12 protein-coding genes are annotated in these 16,183 nt (G+C 55.3%); 10 read left to right on the top strand and 2 right to left on the bottom strand.

The annotated features are described in order from the left end of the window. The first annotated feature begins 48 nt into the window (after window positions 1-48). The 4 genes from Pla100_RS20780 (at window position 49) to Pla100_RS20765 (ending at window position 7,793) form a co-directional block, all read left to right on the top strand. A complete protein-coding gene (locus tag Pla100_RS20780; RefSeq protein ID WP_231603297.1) occupies window positions 49-2,283 on the top strand; it encodes a sulfatase/phosphatase domain-containing protein in 2,235 nt (744 codons plus the stop codon). Window positions 2,284-2,305: 22 nt separating this feature from the next. Then, on the top strand, window positions 2,306-3,052 hold the full coding sequence (locus Pla100_RS20775; RefSeq protein WP_146579762.1) for an RsmE family RNA methyltransferase: 747 nt from the start codon (window positions 2,306-2,308) through the stop codon (window positions 3,050-3,052). Between the two features lie 130 nt (window positions 3,053-3,182). Beyond that, on the top strand, window positions 3,183-4,511 hold the full coding sequence (locus Pla100_RS20770) for an ATP-binding protein (protein WP_146579760.1): 1,329 nt from the start codon (window positions 3,183-3,185) through the stop codon (window positions 4,509-4,511). A gap of 3 nt (window positions 4,512-4,514) precedes the next feature. Further along, complete coding sequence (locus Pla100_RS20765) at window positions 4,515-7,793, top strand: serine/threonine protein kinase (RefSeq protein ID WP_146579759.1); 3,279 nt, start codon at window positions 4,515-4,517, stop codon at window positions 7,791-7,793. A 216-nt stretch (window positions 7,794-8,009) separates the two neighbouring features. Here Pla100_RS20765 and Pla100_RS20755 read toward each other — a convergent pair whose 3' ends face one another. Next, entirely contained in the window at window positions 8,010-9,224 is a 1,215-nt protein-coding gene (locus Pla100_RS20755; RefSeq protein ID WP_146579757.1) for a M24 family metallopeptidase, read from the bottom strand. Between the two features lie 153 nt (window positions 9,225-9,377). Here Pla100_RS20755 and Pla100_RS20750 point away from each other — a divergent pair, with 153 nt between their 5' ends. Continuing rightward, window positions 9,378-10,715, top strand: coding sequence for a hypothetical protein (locus tag Pla100_RS20750; RefSeq protein WP_146579755.1), 1,338 nt, complete (start codon window positions 9,378-9,380; stop codon window positions 10,713-10,715). Window positions 10,716-10,793: 78 nt separating this feature from the next. On the opposite strand, the gene Pla100_RS20745 is transcribed toward Pla100_RS20750, so the two are convergent. After that, window positions 10,794-11,510, bottom strand: a complete 717-nt coding sequence (locus tag Pla100_RS20745; RefSeq protein ID WP_146579753.1) for a hypothetical protein — start codon at window positions 11,508-11,510, stop codon at window positions 10,794-10,796. 286 nt (window positions 11,511-11,796) lie between these two features. Here Pla100_RS20745 and Pla100_RS20740 point away from each other — a divergent pair, with 286 nt between their 5' ends. The 5 genes from Pla100_RS20740 to Pla100_RS31790 all read left to right on the top strand — a co-directional run bounded on the left by Pla100_RS20740 (window position 11,797) and on the right by Pla100_RS31790 (window position 16,073). Beyond that, window positions 11,797-13,302, top strand: coding sequence for a DUF1570 domain-containing protein (locus Pla100_RS20740; RefSeq protein ID WP_146579752.1), 1,506 nt, complete (start codon window positions 11,797-11,799; stop codon window positions 13,300-13,302). Between the two features lie 79 nt (window positions 13,303-13,381). Next, window positions 13,382-13,657, top strand: coding sequence for an L-histidine N(alpha)-methyltransferase (locus Pla100_RS31800; RefSeq protein ID WP_146579750.1), 276 nt, complete (start codon window positions 13,382-13,384; stop codon window positions 13,655-13,657). Further along, a complete protein-coding gene (locus Pla100_RS31795) occupies window positions 13,621-14,061 on the top strand; it encodes an L-histidine N(alpha)-methyltransferase (RefSeq protein WP_146579748.1) in 441 nt (146 codons plus the stop codon). The genes Pla100_RS31800 and Pla100_RS31795 overlap by 37 nt, the downstream gene beginning before the upstream one ends. A gap of 35 nt (window positions 14,062-14,096) precedes the next feature. Next, entirely contained in the window at window positions 14,097-15,365 is a 1,269-nt protein-coding gene (egtB, locus tag Pla100_RS20725; RefSeq protein ID WP_146579747.1) for an ergothioneine biosynthesis protein EgtB, read from the top strand. Window positions 15,366-15,572: 207 nt separating this feature from the next. Beyond that, complete coding sequence (locus Pla100_RS31790) at window positions 15,573-16,073, top strand: hypothetical protein (protein WP_231603296.1); 501 nt, start codon at window positions 15,573-15,575, stop codon at window positions 16,071-16,073. The last annotated feature ends 110 nt before the right edge of the window (window positions 16,074-16,183 follow it).

Raw genomic sequence — 16,183 nt, 5'->3', positions numbered from 1 at the left:
GGGCGTCCGACCTCATGACTCCCTCCCCATTGCCCCACCTAGCGATCCATGAATTGTTTTCGGTTTTGTCTTCGTTTGATGCTGTTGGCGTTTCTAGCGGCTCTTGTTCCTATTTCGACCCTTCACGCCCAAAGTGATCAAACCACTGATCCGTCGGGCGTTGCCAAACGGCCCAACATCGTTTTCGTCTTTTCGGACGATCACGCGTTGCAGGCGATCGGTGCCTACGGATCGAAGATCAACCAAACACCCAACCTGGACCGGATCGCCAAGGAGGGGGCGGTTTTTCAGAACTCGTTTTGCGCGAACTCGATCTGCGGTCCGTCGCGCGCTTGCATCTTGACAGGCAAACATTCTCATATCAACGGATTCTTGAGAAACGGCAATCGCTTTGATGGAACCCAGGTGACGTTCCCCAAGTTGTTGCAAGACGTTGGTTATCAAACCGCGTTGATCGGCAAATGGCATTTGGGGACCGATCCGACGGGGTTTGATCACTGGGAGATCCTGCCGGGCCAGGGTCATTACTATAACCCCGACTTGATTCAACAAGACGGCACCAAGAAGCGGTTCGAGGGCTATGTTACGGACATCATCACCGAACACTCGCTGCAGTGGTTGAAAGAACAACGCGATCCCAACAAGCCGTTCATGCTGATGTGCCAACAGAAGGCACCGCACCGCAACTGGGCCCCGCACCCGCGACACTTTTCGTTATATAAAAACGAAGATGTGCCCGAGCCGGAAACGCTGTTCGACGACTACAGCGGTCGCAGCGACCTGCTCAAGGAGAACGAAATGTCCGTCGCCAACCATTTCTACTGGGGCCACGACATGAAGTTCCATGGCGAAAACGAGTTCCCCAAGCATTTCGAATCGAACCTCAAAGATGGCGAGTACGCCCGAATGACCACGGCCCAACGGGCGGCCTGGGACGCGGCTTACGAACCTGAAAACCAAGAATTCATTCGGGCAATGAAGGCGGGTGAGTTATCCGATCGCGATGTGGTGAGTTGGAAGTACCAACGCTACATCAAGGATTACTTGCGATGCGTTCAAGCGGTTGATGATAGTGTTGGCGAAATACTGTCGTATCTGGACGAGGCCGGACTCGCCGATAACACGATCGTGATCTACAGCAGCGACCAAGGGTTTTACTTGGGCGAGCATGGCTGGTACGACAAGCGATGGATGTTTGAGGAATCTTTGCGGATGCCGTTCTTGATCCGTTGGCCCGGTGTGATCGCACCTGGGACGGACAGCCGCGCGATGATCCAAAACATCGATTACGCGCCCACGTTCTTGGACATCGCCGGGGCCGAAGTTCCCGCCGCGATTCAAGGTCGATCGATGGTGCCGATGATGCAAAACGGCTGTAAGGCGTCATCGTCTTGGCGTGACGCTATTTATTACGCGTACTACGAAAACGCGGCCGTTCATAACGTCCCTAAACACGACGGCGTGCGGACGGACCAATACAAATTGATGTTCTTTCCACGGACGCGTCAGTGGCAACTGTTCGACTTGCAATCGGACCCCAACGAAATGACGAGCCTGCACGACGAACCCGCTTACGCAGCGATCTTCGAAGGGCTGAAAAAGCGATATGAAGACCTGCGAGATTTTTATGACGTCAATTCGGCAACCATTCCCGACACCCGGGGCGACGAAGAACGCTGGCGGCAGCGAGATCAGCAAATCACCCAAAACGCCCGGAACATGAAAGACGTTCGTCTGGCGTTCCTTGGCGATTCGATCACCCAAGGTTGGGAAGGTCGCGGCAAGGAAGTCTGGGAGAAACACTACGCCGGTCACAACGCGATCAACCTGGGGATCGGCGGCGATCGCACCGAGCATGTGATCTGGCGATTAACTTATGGCGGTTTGGGCAAAATCCAACCTGAAGTGTTGGTGTTGATGATCGGAACCAATAATACCGGTCACTTCATGCAAGATCCCGCCGAGGTCGCCGCAGGTGTCCAAGAGATCCTCGCTTTGCTCGAACAAAAACTGCCCAAGACCAAGATCGTGTTGCAAGCGATCCTTCCTCGGGGAGAATCGAAGTTTGACGTGATGCGACTCAACAACATCGCCATCAATGATCGAATCGCGAAATTTGCCGACGGCGAGCGAGTCCACTTTATCGAAATCGGCGACCGATTCCTCGAATCGGACGGCAGTATCGATCCTGAGATCATGCCCGACTACTTGCACTTGAGCACGAAGGGCTACGAGATCTGGGCCGAGGCCCTCGAGCCGACGCTCAAGGAGTTGGGGCTGTAGCCCCGCGTTAGAAAAATCGTTCATGACTCGCCGCTATTACGTTCCCAATCTGGCACAGATGTCAGGGTTGATCGAATTGCCACCCGAAGAGGCCGCTCATGCTGCGCGGGTGATGCGGGTCGTTGAAGGCGATACGATCGAGTTATTCGACGGCCAGGGGCACCAAGCGGCAGCGGCGATCACGCATGTTTCCAAGCGTCAGTGTGTTTGTCGAATCGATTCGATTGCGGCGATCGATCTTGAACCGTCGGTCAATTTGATCATGGCCATCGCGATTCCTAAGCCGGACCGAGCGAAAGAAATGATTGAACGACTGACCGAAATCGGGGTCCATCAAGTTCAGCCGATCGTTTTCGAACGAACGCAGCGGGCTCCGGGTAGCAGCCTGATCGAGAAGCTCGAACGGGTCGTGATCGAAGCCTGCAAACAATCCGGTCGGAACCACCTGATGCCGATTTTACCGGTGTTGACGTTTGGGCAATGGATCACGAAATATCGCCAGTCCGATTTCGTCGACCGCACGGCCTACGTGGCGATGCCGTCGGGCAATCCGACTTCGATCGATCCGATCCGTTCAAATCAGTCGTCGCCCCCGGAGTCCTCGATCGTTCCAGAGTGCTTGGTAGTCATCGGGCCCGAGGGAGGCTTGACGGAATCTGAATTGCAAGACTGCTTGGATGCGTCGATCAAGCCGGTCGATCTGGGAAAGCGGATTCTGAGGATTGAAACGGCCGCGTGCGTGATCGCATCACGTTTGTTGACCGATTGATCGAATTCCAAGGTGGCGTGCCGGCCCTTTTTTTCGAGCGTGTCATGGAAAGCAAGCTACGTTTGCATGAGCTTGATTTTCACAGTGGGAATCGGGCTTCCGATCGTACTCGCGACCCCACGAATGTTCGATGAACGCCTTGATGACCGACACCCACAGCTTTGAATCTTCATCAGCTTTGGGTGGATTGCTAACCGACGATACATTCTGGCCGTCCGAACCGCGGTCGATCAACGAGCTAGGTTTGTCGGTAACCTTTATCGAGTCGTTGTTGCTGAAGACAGTTTTGCAAGCCGGGACCGTTAGTGGCCGCAATGCGTCCACCCTTTTGGGTTTGCCGTTTCGAATTGTCGAGCCGATCATCGATGCGCTTCGAACGCGAAAGTTCGTTGCTCACGTCCGTCCGGCTGCTTTTAACGACTATTACTATTCGCTCACCGAGATGGGCCAGAAACGAGCCAATCAGCACTTCGCCCAGTGCAGTTACGTTGGTCCCGCCCCCGTGCTATTGTCCGACTACACGCTCAGCGTCGAGGCTCAAGCAGCCGGCGTCGATCCGATCGATCGGGACCAACTCCGGGCGTCGCTGTCGCGAATCTCTTACCAAGACGAACTGCTAGATCAGCTAGGGCCAGCGATCAACAGCAATACGGGACTATTTCTGTTCGGACCGCCCGGCAACGGCAAAACAACGATCGCTCGCAGCCTGACACGTTGCCTCGGCCAAGAAATTTGGATTCCCCATGCGATTCTTGATGACGGCAATTTAATCAAACTCAAGGACGATGCGTTTCATCGCGAAGCACCGGTTCCTGATGGAGACGGACAATTGCTCAACGCCCAGGATTGGGACAAGCGTTGGATTCGGATTCAACGTCCCAGTGTCGTCGTCGGTGGCGAATTGGTCATGAGCAACTTGGAAGTACGCCATGATCAGCGATCGAACATGTGTGAAGCCCCCCTGCAAATGAAGAGTAATTGCGGGTGCCTCCTGATCGATGACTTTGGTCGCCAGAGAATCGCACCGGAGGAGTTGTTGAACCGCTGGATCGTTCCCCTGGAAAATCGATGCGACTATCTGACTCTCCCGACGGGAAAAAAGATCCAAATTCCGTTTGAGCAATTGATCATTTTCTCGACGAACCTGAATCCTGACGATTTGGTCGACGAAGCCTTCTTGCGTCGTGTGCCTTACAAAATTTTTGTGGATGATCCGACCCCGCAGGAGTACCGCGTTCTCATGAAAACAGTCGCAGCTCAACTGGGCTTTCCCGAAACGCCTGAAGCTGCCGAACATCTGCTGAACTTCTATAAAGCCACCGGACGTTCGCCGCGTCGTTGTCACCCGCGTGATCTTTTGACTCAGGTTGCCAACTTTTGCCGATATCGAAAACTCCCATTGACGCTTCGCCCAGACTACCTGGACCAGGCCTGCAAGAACTACTTCAGCGCTCTATAAACCATGACCACTCAAGTAACTCGACGAATCGCTCCCGGCTATGAGCCGATCGCCGGCTATACGCTCGAGCAGAAAATCGGCGCAGGCGGTTTCGGTGAGGTATGGCGATGCAACGCACCAGGCGGCCTAAAAAAGGCGGTTAAGTTTGTTTTCGGCGCGACCGAAGCGAACCGTGGATCGCGTGAGCTGAAATCACTCGAGCGGATTAAAGGCGTCCACCACCCATTTCTTTTGACGCTGGAACGCTTCGGCGTTGTCGACGACCAATTGGTGATCGTCACCGAACTGGCCGACGGTTCTCTCGAGGACGTTCTGAAACGCCACATCGATCGAGGTTCGTGTGGAATCCCACGTTCGGCGTTACTATCGTATTTGCACGATGCCGCCGACGCACTTGACTACTTGCACACGAGTTATCAACTGCAGCACCTTGACGTGAAGCCTGGGAACCTATTGATGGTCGGCGGGCACGTCAAAGTCGGCGACTTTGGTTTGCTAAAAGATTTGCGAGATATTGATCAGTCGATCATCGGCGGGCTGACGCCGATCTATGCACCACCGGAAGTCTTCGATGGTCAACCGAGTATTAATAGCGATCAGTATTCACTCGCCGTTATGTACCAGGAACTTTTAACGGGCACACGACCGTTTGCCGGACGAACGATCGCCCAATTGGCAACGCAACATGTCCACGCCGCGCCCAACTTGGAACCGCTGCCGCCCGCCGATCGAGTCGCCGTCGCCCGCGCACTCGAAAAGGACCCTAAACGTCGATTCGATAGCTGCAAGGCGTTCGTCGAGGCATTGCGAACACCGCGGCAACGTGAATCGACCGTCGTCCAGCGAGTCAACGTCGCCGGACCGAGCGAATCCGGTAAGGTAGAGGATCTGCCCAGCCTCAACGCCCAGACCAAGTTACTACAGAGCCGTGTGACGGGGCATGCGTTGGTGGTCGCAATCGGTGGTGCAGGCGGGGAATGCCTGCATGAACTGCGGGGGCGCGTGGCGACCTTGCATTCGGCGTGTCCATTGGACTTGCATTCGGTCCTGATTGATACGGACATGCAAAACATCCACGCCGCACGACTAACCGAGGCATCCGACCGAATCCCTCCGGCAACCATTCTGCACACGCCCCTGCGAAGCGCTCAGGAATACCGCGATCGTCCGACCCAACACATGCGTTCGGTATCGCGGCGATGGATCTACAACGTGCCACGTAGCGGAGCGACCGAAGGCATGCGACCACTTGGCCGATTGGCGATGATGGATCATGCAGAGAAAATCGACTCTGGATTGCGTGAGGCCATCGACCACTTGGCCGCCGTTTGCGGCGAACGAGTACCGTCGATCTATGTCGTCGGTTCGTTGTCTGGCGGAACGGCCAGCGGCATGGTGCTCGACATCACACCGCGACTGCGAACGTTGCTCGATGAAGCCGGCTTGGAGCATGCGCCGATCCTGCCGCTGTTTTCTGCGGTTAGTTTGCAAGGGAACCCGACTCAAGGCGTGAGCTTGCACGATACCCACGCCGCAATCTCCGAGATCCGCCATTACCTTTTACCAGGCAACAGCTATCCGGGCGATGAAGGAATCGGTTGGCCGGGAGTCCCCGCAGTACGCAACCCATTGCGCAACGCCTATTTGGTCCTCGATGGTGAACAACAGACCGCAGATTCACCGTCGGCATCATCAACCATCGTAGATTACCTTTGGGCGGACGCGACCGGTGCGTCCGAGATTCTCGCGAGCGCCCGCCACTGTGACATTCAAGATTCGGGAAACATGATCAAGCCGATGATCCGAAGCGTCGGGGTGGCGAGATTGAAGTGTTTGCGAGCCCTTGAAGAAAACTTGCTCGCACCGTCGGCGACCCGTCAGTTGCTACTCACATGGCTCGGACGTCCCGCCGAATCACGCGAGATCGCCGGACCGCTCGCTGAACGACTTAAAAAACGATGCGGGTTGGATTTAACCAGCACCGTCGAGTTCATTGTCGGACAGTTTGGCGACAACGAGAACAGCATCTCCAACTACATTGCCCAGCTACTGGCTCCATTAAGTGACGAGGCGTTAAGCCAACCTGACGCGGTCGAGAACGTCATCTTCAACGCACTCGACGATGCCGACATCAGCGGCCAGCTAGATCGACGAGCGGCCGGACAGTTACTAATGCTGCGACGAGAACTGGTCGCTCGATTGAACGATGGACGTATCGACATCACGTCGGCGGTCCAGGCGATTGAACGATTATCACTCGATTTCGCAAAAGAGATCGCCAATCTTCAAGAAGAGATTGAGACCGAATCCAACTCTCCGAGTGAGTTTGCTGGCGGTTCGCTAGCAAACATTGAGGATGCAACGACGTCAGGTGTCGACGACGCAGCGGACCGGTTGTTGTTTGCCGAAGAGATTGCAAGAAGATCGATCTCGTTGATCGCACAGCGAATCACGTTGCATGCGACGGTCGATCTGCAGAATCAGCTCGAGCAATTGCACACCCAATTAACGGCCACCGCCATCGGGATCGCGCGGGCGATCCGCAGCGTCCCGGGCGACAACCGCGATACCGAGAATCCATGGCAAGACATGCCACAAGAGATTCAATCGCGATTACAAGCCGTCCTCGACCAAGTCCACGCCGAGACAGCACAAATATGGTTAACCAAACCGATCCACAGTCCTAATGCCCCGTGGGAGGTCGAGGGAATGGCTACGGACTTGGTTGCGAAGTGTTTGCCAATCGTCGAACGGATCGTTGATCAACATCGAAATGAATCGGCCGAACCTGGGGTCGACTCGACGACAAACGTCAACGACGATTCAAACCAATCTTCGAAAGATTCCATCGTTGCCACGGCACTGTACTGCACGTCCGGCTCATCGACAAAAACCGGTCAAACCGGCCTGATGAAGACGCAAATGATTGCAGGTGGTTCCCGAAGCAAGAATCGGTGGGAACAACAAACAACCATCGAGTCGGCACTTGACGTCGCGAGACCACGACTGCTGCAATGCGGAGGACGCCAACGGTTGCTGTTGCTCGTGGCGAGTGAGTCCGAGCGAGAACGTTTAGAACCAAAGATCGTGTCGGCTCACAAAGGTTCTCTGACCACCGTGATCATCCCCGGAATCACACCGATGCTGGTTCATGAAGCTCAACAAGTTCATGTCGACGAGGTGTTGACCCGGTTCGAATTGTTCTCCGGTGGCAATACACAGGTGAGCAAACGCTTGCACGCCCGGACAGATGTTTCTTGGAATGAACCGCACGGACTTTAAAGCCAACGCCCGAAAAAGCGGGCTGTTGATTTAATCGTATACCGAGTGACAACAATTAGCCGACGGGCGTTAGCCCCGGTTAACGGTCGCGGGAACCGCCGCTAACGCGGTACGGCTAATTAAATCGACAGCCCGCTAGCGCCGTCGGCTCACTGAATCAACACGCCGGAGAGCGAGGGATCCTTAAAAGAAGATTCTGACGCTGAGACTTGCCGATCACTCCCAGTTCAAACCTTGTGGTAACTGGTTGAGGTTCCTTGGTCCGTTTTGCGTAACGACCAACATGTCTTCGACGCGGACGCCCCCGTCCCGTTTGCCGTACAAGCCGGGTTCGACGGTGAACACTTCACCTTCGAGCATCGCTTCGCCGCCGAAGTCTAATAAGATCGGTTCGTGAATCTCCAAACCGATTCCGTGGCCGGTACCGTGTTGGATCGATGGAGCCTCGGTCAGTTGTCCGCGATGAGATTGATAGCCCGCCGCGATCAGTTCCCGGTCCGATGCTAAATGCACCGCCTCGGCCGTTCGGCCCGGATACAATTCGGCTTCGGCGGCAGCCTTGGCTTTCACTACCGCCGCGTGCATTCGAATTACTTCATCGCTCGGTGTTCCATGCACCACGGTCCGCGTGCAGTCACCGTGATAGCGGGTCAATTCATCTCGTGGGAACAGATCGACAATAATCGGCACGCCTGAATACAACGGGCCGGTACCGGCATGATGACAATCGGCCGAATGCGGCGGACACGCGACAATCGCACCGTGGCTCATCGTGAAGCCTCGCTCCATAAAACCGCGTCGGGCGTAATTGACCAATCGTTCACTCGTCAACAAGCCGCCGTCTTGAAACAGCTGCCCATCATCGTCGACCGTCGCGGTGGCGATCCGGTGGCAGACTTCGAACATAACCTGTTCAGTCACATGCTGTGCGTGGGCAAGAGCCTCGATCTCGGACGCCGACTTGGGACGGCGATCGATCACGCCCAACGCCGCATCGTACTGAACTCGGATGCCCACCTCGGCCAACTGATAGACATAGATTAACGGCAAGGAGCGGTCACCGATCACGTTGGTGACCCCTTCTTGTTTCATTAGAACTGCGATCGATTGTGCAACGGCGGTTTCTCGGTCGCTGCTCAACTCGCCATCCTCTGGCTTGAAATCGGCTGGACAATGAACCGCGCCCGGATTGGCAGACATTTCATGGGCGCGGGCGCGAGCGCGATCCATCTCAAGATCGCGGACGATGCGAACGACCCGCCCCGAGGGCAATTCCAACCAAGCCGCCGGGTCTCCCAGAGGCAGCCCCAAACGACGAAACAAATTCGCGTTCCGATCGGCTAAACCGGCAAACAGCGTCGCCGTCGCCGACGAACTCGGAGAGGTGGAGGTTTGATCGGAATCGACAAGGATTAATGCTGGAGGAATCATCCCTACAGGTTACCTGATTGACGCGATCCTGCCGAGGTGCGGTAAATCTGAGCGGGTTGGCTCGGTCGGTCGAAACGGTTCGTCACAACCGACCGATCATGACGGTTGAGACCATTGTGATTCTCATTGCGATTGAACCCGTTGGACATCCCCATGAACGATGTTGCCGCCCTTCCATCTTGCCCAACCCATCACGTTTCGACCCATCGCCGGAAACATCGACGTCGATGGCTCGCGGCGATCGCCGTCGTTTCCGTCGGTGCCGTCGTTTCGACGATCCCTTCCCTAGCCGGGTTTCCTGAAGCGATCACGCGGAGTGGACGGCTTTGCGGTTGTGGATACGGTGACGGGTACCACGCTTGCTACAGCAGCGGAATTCGTCCGCTTGCGAACTTACCACCGCGTTCGTTTCCCGCCCGAATCGGAACGGACTGCGAAAAGTTTCATGGCTGCCCCCAATGCGGCAACGCTGCGTTTGCGGGTGTCGACCCGATGCGATCGCCGACAGCCGATACCTTCTATCACCGATTTGATCGGTACGCGTGGGCGGTCAGCCAAAATGCGGCAAATGTGCGACCAATGAAACCGTTGGTTGACCCCGAAGAATCCGCTGGGCATTACTATTCCCAACTCGATCCCGACGGAAATCAAAGGGAATACTCGACTCGAAGTTACCCCTCGCCGTTCGCCTCTGAGTCGATGGATCATTCGGTACTCCGCGCAGAGGCTCCGACCAACCCGCCCCAAATGACCGAACACGAGCTTGCCGAGTATCGCGAATACCTTGAACAAAAACGGTTGCAGAAAAAGTTTGATAAGTACCTGATCGACCCCAGTGAAACCGAGCCGAATCAGATCATCGGCGGGCCCCCGGTCGGCAGCGAAGAACGGCGTCGAATCGACGAATCCAAAGTCGAGCAACTCAAAGCGAGAATGCGTCGGGAGTTGGCTGCTGAAGCCGAGTCTGCCGCCGAAGCACAACGACAAGCCGAACAATCCCGACAACCAAGTCCAGACCAATCCCGCGACCGTGAAGACAGTCTGCCCAGTCCTAGTGATCGGTCCAGTCCTCGCGATGGACTTTCCCCGTCGATCTTGGAGATGGAATCGTCACTCGAGGACGAACTTCCCGTGCCGCTGGAACAACTCTTACCGCCGATGAACGACACACTGCCTGGGGAAGACACTTCCCTCGATCCGATCGACGATCCCTTGATACCAACCTATCCCGAACCGATCCCTCGCGGTTGGGAGGACCAGCTCGATGATGCGGACTCGGCCAAGCCATCAAGTTTGCATCAAACCCGCTCATGGATTCACCAACCAAGCGAAACGACGCGGGTACCACGCTCGTCATCGCTAACCCATAGGTCGCAATACCAAAATGATCTACCACGCGAGGCGTCCGAAGATTCGTCCCACCGGATTGCCGCCCTGTCCCGCGTGAAGAAGTTGCCGCCCAAGACGAACTTCGTCAAGCAACCGGACTGAAGTTCCACAAGTGGTGGCGACTATCTGTCGTCGCTTCAGGACTTGGCGACTGAAAGTCGCCACCACGGATCATTCGGTTCAAACGAGGATGGCGTGTTGCACAGGGATTCGGTAGCGAATGCCCGTGCGATCCCGACCGATCGGTTCGATCGCGTGACAGTGTCGCAAGACGTAGGCGATTCGTTGAGCAATCCATCTTGCGCAGCCCACCGCGTCCGCTAAGTCGTTGGTATTGAAGACTCCCGACGAATCGCTCGCTTGATCAAACAACTTGCTTACCGCTTCGCCGGGAAGCAGTTGCCATAAGTCCGATGGCTCATTCAGTTCCACGGTCGAATGAACGTCGACCAGTTCGGTATCTTCGATCACGTAACCCGGGTCACGACGACGGCGAGTTTTCCGTTTTCGCATCCATCGATACTGATTGACATCGATCGTCGGGATCTCGATCGTCAGCCGAGGATTCGGAAAAACGCCACGGAGGTAGATCAATTCTTCAAAGATATCATGGACGGCACCGCACTTGGGGCTGAGCCGGCGTGAAATGACCGGTCCGTTCGAGACGTTTCGTTTGCAGATTCGAGTGCGGTTGACCGTGGGCTTCACCACACGAACGTCATGGCGACGCAACAAATCGATGACCTTCTTGCGTATCGCCGAAAGCGAAGCGCACTGAATCTCGATCAACTCACTATCTCGCACCACGTCGATTCGATAGGCACCGATCACAACCTCGATTTGGTCCGACGACGTCGCGTAGTGAGACTTGAGTTGTTGATGCAGCGATGTTTCCATGATGAGTTTTCAGGTGGTCCTTCGCTCCGAGGCATGTCGTTTCGACCACCTGATTAGTCGATTCCCCCGCCACAAGGGAACAGCAATTTGTGGCCCGCTGCCCACGATTCGTACCCGATCGGATATTCTTGGAACGTGTTTTAAAAAGGGGGCTGACCCTCTCCGGCGAGGCCAAAAACCCAATGAAATCGATTCGCCTCCAAAGGATTCGCCTCCAAATGGTCAGACCCCTTTTTAAAACACGTTCTTAGTCCGTCAGCGAACGTTCATTTCCGAGGCTTTATCGATGCGACTTGTATTCTGTTTTTTAATCTTGGGCGTTGCGGCCGACCTGAGCTTAGGGGTTCGGTGCAGCCAAGCTCAATTCGGCGGCGTTTTGGAGGGTCTCAACGACCGTCTTCGTGAAACCGAGCAACGAATCAAGGAGATGCGAGAACGAGGCGCGGCCGACCGCGAGGAAATGGAACAAACCCTTCGTGGCTTCCCAGGTGCGTTGGGCCAGAATCCCGAACCGGCCCCCGCAAACCAACCTTGGAACGAAGACCCACAGGCCGCCACCGCAGGCTTGCGAATCACGCCGGGACCGTTGATGCAATCTCAGGGCGAACGTTGGCGAGTTCGCGATGACGAAGGTGGGTCGGTCGTGGCACGCCATCACGTCACGATCGGATCGTCGCGGATCGCCTTGATGCCGGACGGAACCCTGAAATCGTTCACCGACGGGGACGTTTCACCAACAACCGATGCCTTCGAACCGCTCGATATGGACCGGTTGCAAGCGAAGCTTCTTGCGGACCCGAAATTGGCCGATTTTCAGGCGATTCGAAGTCGCCGATTCTTGTACTTGCACAATGCGAGCGAGTTGTTCGTTAAATCGGCCCGGACGATTATGGAATCCATGTACCCCGCCGTCCGAAAGTATTTTTCACGTTCTGCGGTGGATGTACACGAGCCCGAATTGCCACTGGTCGTGATCGCGTTCGCGACCGAGCAGGAATTCCAAGACTACCGTCGGATGCCTCGCGGAGTCGTGGCGTACTACGACGCGATCACCAACGCGGTCTACTTGTACGAACAATCCGAAATGTCCAAACACGCCCCCGAGATCGCAGTTAAGAATGCTATCTCGACGATCGCCCACGAGGGGGCTCATCAGATCCTACACAATATCGGCGTTCAACAACGATTGTCGCGTTGGCCGTTGTGGCTCAGTGAGGGTTTGGCGGAATTCTATGCACCGACATCGGTCGGACGGGGAATCCGCTGGAGTGGCCTGGGTGCGACGAATGAACTTCGGATGTTCGAGATTGAGAACGATTGGACCGAAAATCGAACGACCACACGTCCGGCCACGATCGACCGTATCGTCACTGCAGACTCGCTTGATTCACTCGATTATGCGTATTCCTGGTCGCTCATTCACATGATGTCCAAGCGTCATCAAAACGAGTTGTTCGCCTGCATCCGCGACTGCAGCGGTCTGAAACCGTTCGAAGGCACGGCGCTTGCACAAGGCAGCGAAACCGACCCCGAAGCGGTTTATCGACGCCACATTACCCAGAGCGATGCCGAGATCGCGGAGGAACTCACCAAACACTTGAAGAGTTTGAATTACGTCAATCCGATCGCCAATCAAACACACTATTTGATCGTTGCCGGAAGCCGGGTTTACCTAACCAGTTCGCCCGAGCGTGTTCGAGAAATCCGATCCACCGCGTTCGGTCGATTTCAAGTCAAGGAGTTCCCCAATCGAGCATTGGCAGAACAGGCGATGGCCGAGATGACTCGCTGAAAGGTTCGGCAATAGTCGACTGGATACGATACCTCGTCCGCTCTCAATCGCCTAACATCTGAACCGACTCAACTCGATCATGCCCATTGCAACCTCCCCCGATCTTGCTTTTCGACACGACGTTCTGACGGGCTTGCGACAAACACGCAAAATACTGCCGTGCAAGTATCTTTACGACGAGACCGGCTCGGCGTTGTTTGATCAAATCTGCGGTCTCGATGAGTACTACCCGACGCGAACGGAACTTCAAATCATGTCTGAAAACGCCGTCTCGATCGCCGATCAAATCGGGGCCGGGGCGGTGCTATTCTGGATTCGATGTCAAGATTGCTTGGACGTGGAGGTGGTTTGCTGATTGGGATCGACTTGCAAAAGGATGTGTCGGTGATCGAGGCAGCTTACAATGATGGCGAAGGCGTGACCGCCGCTTTCAACCTGAACATGCTTGCCCGGATCAACCGCGAACTCGACGGAAACTTCAATTTGAATAGGTTCGAACACCAAGCGAACTACAACGACATCGAACACCGAATCGAGATCACCATCCAAAGTCTTCAAGAGCAAACGGTTCAAGTCGGAGACCACGCGATCGAGTTCGCAGCCGGCGAAGAAATCCTGACCGAATACTCGCACAAGTACACGATCGAAGGCTTCGCCGAATTCGCCGAAACTTACGGTTTTTCGCTACATCATCATTGGACCGATTCACAAAACTATTTTGGTGTTTTGCATTTGGTAGTCGAGGGAGCAACATCGTGAGCACGGTCGCATCCGGCACATCAGCGGATAGCTTGATGACTTCAACTGACGCGGCTGATTCGAGTGATACTCTCGCGAACGTCTATCTCAAGACGCGTAGCTTCACCGATCGCATCACACGCACCTTGTCGGCGGAAGATTGCATGGTCCAATCCATGGACGACGCCAGTCCGACGCGGTGGCATCTGGCGCACACGACGTGGTTCTTTGAGACTTTCGTTCTTAAAGACCAACCTGACTACAGGGTCTTTGATGAAGCCTTCGGCTATCTGTTCAATTCTTACTACAACACGATCGGCGACCAGTATCCCCGACATCGTCGCGGTTTGATCTCGCGGCCGGGTTTGGAAACGATCCGTGAGTACCGAAGTCACGTCGACCGAGCGATTCGAGACGCGTTCGATTCCAACTCGTTAACCAACGCTCAATTGGCTCTTGTTCAAACCGGCATTCAACACGAGCAGCAACACCAAGAACTGATCCTGACGGATATCAAGCATGCGTTGTCGTGCAGTCCGCTGTGGCCGAAGTACGACGACCTGCCTTTTGAACCCGCTCGAACCGCGACCGAAAACTGGATCGACGTTCCATCGGGTTTGGTCACCATCGGCCAACAAGGTGAGGGATTTTCGTTCGACAACGAATCGCCTGTGCACGAAGTTCATTTGATGGGAACACGTTTGGCAGGTGACTTGGTGACCTGTGGCGAGTACCGCGAGTTCATCGATGATGGCGGATACGAGCGACCCGAACTCTGGTTATCGATGGGCTGGAACGCGGTCCAAACCAACGGTTGGAGATCTCCGCTTTATTGGCTCCAGCAAAACGGAGCCTGGCTGACATTCACGCTTGCCGGATTAGTCCCCTTGAACGACGATTGGCCGGTTTGTCATATCAGTTTGTTCGAAGCCGACGCGTACGCTCGGTGGCGTGGAATGCGATTGCCAACCGAGTTTGAATGGGAAGCGGCCGCGAAGTCCGAACGGAACCGGTCAGCAACGCGAAACGAGCAACCGTTTGCCGACCAATTGGTCGATCGGGGGTTCGCCATCCATCCGACGCGATCGCCCGACACCTTAATGGGTTCTGTTTGGCAATGGACCTCCAGTAGCTACGCAGCCTATCCTGGGTACCGCCCGCCACCGGGCGCCGTCGGAGAATACAACGGCAAGTTCATGTGCAATCAATATGTGCTGCGCGGCGGTAGCGTCGCCACGTCGAGCGATCACATCCGAACCACCTATCGAAACTTCTTTCCCGCCGACACCCGATGGCAGTTCACTGGTATCCGCCTGGCGAAATGAATTCGCGATGTTTTTCTGGCCGGCGTTCCTGTGTCGTCGTTGTTTGACAGGCGTTTTTCCGAACGCCGATCGATGCAGCCCGACATGACAGTTCCCGCACCGCTGCCGAACTGACTTGTGGGAAATTTGAGAATTCGGCACAGAAGGTCTGGTCCATGTTACCCACACAACCGATAATAACGACAGGACTCGTCAAAGGATATTTTCGTGCCTGTTGTTTGTCGCCTCACCACCGTCGTCGCGTTGCTGATGCATCTGTTCTTCGGATGTTCGTTGCACCATGTCAACGGATGCGAAACATTCGGGTGTGGTGACCGAGGATGTGAGCAGTCCCTTGAAATGGCGGACGTAAGCAATTCGCATTCAAATGTGTGTTGTGGTCATTCGCACAGCCACAGCAGCGAACCGGCCACCGACGGTCTTGGACATCGAGTCGCCCAAGTTGGCGTTCATGGATGTCAGTGCGAATCGCGGCCATGTGACGGCGATCATCCGGGTAGCCACGGCGTGACGGAATGTAGCTTCGTCGCCTCGGCCGATTTTGTGTTCATCATCGACCCGCCGTTGGTAGAGTTCGTGACGTATGAACATGATCCCATGGCGAACTATCTACATGCGATGATGTCTTGCGGATTACCACACTGTCGTGTTCTCGGTGTGCAAGACTCTCTCTCGCACTGCGCTTGCCTTTGCACGTGGATTATTTGAGCCAAGTTTGCTGAACAAAGAATGATGTTGAGTCTGCGCCACTATCGAGTCGCAGGCCGTTGATTTCTTTGGTTTCCGGTTTCTATTGCAATCTTGTTTCTCAAACCATT

The sequence above is a fragment of the Neorhodopirellula pilleata genome, assembly GCF_007859915.1.
GTDB lineage: Bacteria > Planctomycetota > Planctomycetia > Pirellulales > Pirellulaceae > Rhodopirellula > Rhodopirellula pilleata.
This window is presented reverse-complemented; position numbering and strand designations above follow the sequence as displayed.

What these genes read in the sequence shown, in the direction of transcription:
- Pla100_RS20765 (WP_146579759.1), top strand. Translation starts at nt 4,515, where the DNA reads ATGACCACTCAAGTAACTCGACGAATCGCTCCCGGCTATGAGCCGATC.
- egtB (WP_146579747.1), top strand. Translation starts at nt 14,097, where the DNA reads ATGACTTCAACTGACGCGGCTGATTCGAGTGATACTCTCGCGAACGTC.
- Pla100_RS31800 (WP_146579750.1), top strand. Translation starts at nt 13,382, where the DNA reads ATGCCCATTGCAACCTCCCCCGATCTTGCTTTTCGACACGACGTTCTG.
- Pla100_RS20740 (WP_146579752.1), top strand. Translation starts at nt 11,797, where the DNA reads ATGCGACTTGTATTCTGTTTTTTAATCTTGGGCGTTGCGGCCGACCTG.
- Pla100_RS20755 (WP_146579757.1), bottom strand. Translation starts at nt 9,224, where the DNA reads ATGATTCCTCCAGCATTAATCCTTGTCGATTCCGATCAAACCTCCACC.
- Pla100_RS20750 (WP_146579755.1), top strand. Translation starts at nt 9,378, where the DNA reads ATGAACGATGTTGCCGCCCTTCCATCTTGCCCAACCCATCACGTTTCG.
- Pla100_RS31795 (WP_146579748.1), top strand. Translation starts at nt 13,621, where the DNA reads ATGTCAAGATTGCTTGGACGTGGAGGTGGTTTGCTGATTGGGATCGAC.
- Pla100_RS20775 (WP_146579762.1), top strand. Translation starts at nt 2,306, where the DNA reads ATGACTCGCCGCTATTACGTTCCCAATCTGGCACAGATGTCAGGGTTG.
- Pla100_RS20770 (WP_146579760.1), top strand. Translation starts at nt 3,183, where the DNA reads ATGAACGCCTTGATGACCGACACCCACAGCTTTGAATCTTCATCAGCT.
- Pla100_RS20780 (WP_231603297.1), top strand. Translation starts at nt 49, where the DNA reads ATGAATTGTTTTCGGTTTTGTCTTCGTTTGATGCTGTTGGCGTTTCTA.
- Pla100_RS20745 (WP_146579753.1), bottom strand. Translation starts at nt 11,510, where the DNA reads ATGGAAACATCGCTGCATCAACAACTCAAGTCTCACTACGCGACGTCG.